Source organism: uncultured Brachyspira sp. (assembly GCF_944393015.1).
GTDB lineage: Bacteria > Spirochaetota > Brachyspiria > Brachyspirales > Brachyspiraceae > Brachyspira.
Genome location: NZ_CALXYQ010000103.1, coordinates 1 through 2,519, shown reverse-complemented (window position 1 = coordinate 2,519; position 2,519 = coordinate 1). Strand labels below are relative to the sequence as shown.

At 23.2% G+C, this 2,519-nt stretch carries 1 protein-coding gene; it reads left to right on the top strand.

What is annotated here, in order from left to right; all coding sequences use genetic code 11:
• Positions 1-2,519, top strand: a 2,519-nt coding sequence (locus Q0K19_RS15100) for a polysaccharide pyruvyl transferase family protein (protein ID WP_297249419.1), incomplete at its 3' end; no start/stop codon positions are given.

Genomic DNA, 2,519 nt, shown 5'->3' with positions numbered 1-2,519 from the left:
TTGAATAGAAAAGAATGTACTGGCTGCTCAGTTTGTTATATGGTATGTCCGCATAATGCCATAGAAATTATAGAAACTAAAGAGGGATTCCACTACCCTATTATAAACGATGATAAATGCACTAATTGCGGTGTTTGTGTAAAAAAATGTCATGCTTTGAATTATAATTTCAAAATAGATTTTAAACAGGAAATATATGATGTCAGGGCTAGTGATGAAATAAGAATGAAAAGTTCTTCAGGCGGAATGTTTACAATTGTAGCTAATTATGTATTAGAAAATAATGGTTATGTATGCGGAGCTAGTTTTACAGATGACTGGCTTGGAGTTGAACATATAATAATCAATGATAAAAAAGATTTAGATAAATTAAGAGGTTCTAAATATATAGAAAGTAATTTAGGTAATACATTTGTAGAAATAAAAAAATTATTAAATGAAAAAAAGAATGTATTATTTAGCGGATGCCCATGTCAAGTATCTGCTTTATATTCTTATTTAGGTAAAGATTATGATAATTTAATAACAATAGATTTGCTATGCAATAGTATAGTACCGCAAAAAGTATGGAGAAAATATTTAAAAGAACTATTTACAGATGATGAAATAAAAAATATAGAATATATAAGTTTTAGAGATAAAGAAAAATTTGGTTGGGGAAAAGGAATTTATATAAAATTAAAAAATAAAAATGAATATTTGAAAAATAAATTTGAATGCATATATAATATTCTATTTACAGAACATATTTCTATCAAAGAAGAATGTTTTAAGTGTATATATAGAAAATATGAAAGAGTTGGAGATATAACTATTGGTGATTATTGGGGTGTTATAGATAATGATAATAAAGGTGTATCTCTTATTTTTATTAATACAAAGCATGGAAAAAATATATTTGATGACATAACTATTGATTTATATTATAAACAATTAAATTTCGTAATAAATGGTGGATTAATTGATAATATCTCAATATTTTCAAATAGAAAATATTTCTTTGATAATTTAGATATATTTGATTTATGGTCATTATATAATTATTGTAAAATTAATAATAAAAATAATGTTGCTATAGCAAATATGTGTTTTCAGGATAATTATGGAGGAGCTTTAACATATTATGCATTACATGAAATTATCAAAAAATTAGGTTTTAACCCCATCCTTATATATGATAACAATATACAATATGTAGGAAATAATAATAGTGTTTATGATAATATAAATGGCGGAAAATTCGCTTTAAAATATATGAATATAGGTAATTCAACTTTTTCAAAAACTGAGCTTGAAAATATATCTAAACAATGCGATACATTCTTAGTTGGTTCAGATCAAGTATATCGTTATATTTTTCATGGTGATAGAATATTTTATTATCTTTTTAATTTTGTAAATAATTCAAAGAAAAAAATATCATATTCTTCTTCATTTGGTATACCATATTATGAAGGAGATGATGAAAATAAATTATTTTTTAAATATTATATAAATCAATTTGATGATATTTCTGTTAGAGAAGATGATGCAGTAGATATTTGCAAAAATGTATTTAATGTAAACGCTGTACATGTCTTAGACCCTGTGTTTTTACTTGATGAATCATATTATAATTATTTAATATATAAGTCTAAATTAAACATTAAGCATAAGTATATAGGGGCATATTTTAGAAGAGGTAATACAGAATTAGATAAATATATGGATTATATTTCTGAAAAATTAAACTTACCAATATTGAAAACAGGTAAAATTGATAATTCTAATACTGAATATGATAAAGATTTTTCAATAGAAGATTGGCTTTATATGATTAAAAATTGTGATTTTTTTATCTCTGATTCATTTCATGGAACTTGTTTTGCAATGATATTTAATAAACCATTTATATTAATTATTAACAATGGAGCTAGATCTAAATATGAATCGTTAATTAGGATGTTTGAATTAGAAAATAGAACAGTTGAACATTTTGAAGATATTATTAATAATGATAATTTATTTAAAGAAATGGATTATTCAAGTATAAATAAAATTATAGATATAGAAAAAACTAAGTCTTTGGAATGGCTTAAAAATGCTTTGTATAAAGAAAAATCTATAAATAAAGAATCTTATAAAGATGATATTATTAACATTCTTATAGAGAAGAATAAAGAATTATCATTTAGAATTAGTGATTTAAATAATAATATTCAAAGTCAAATTAATAATATAAATACTGTAAATGCTAATGCAGAACATAGTATAATAAAATTATTTGGTATATATAATACAAGATATTATATTCATATATATTTTTTTGGTATAAAAATAACATTAAAAGCTAATGAAAAAAATATAAATAGAATAGCTTGGTGGATACCAGTAAAAAAATGGCGTGATAATTTTAGGTCTAAATTTGCAATACCAGACCAGACCAGACCAGACCAGACCAGACCAGACCAGACCAGACCAGACCAGACCAGACCAGACCTAATATGTAAAGAGAAAATATATACTAATAACAATAATAT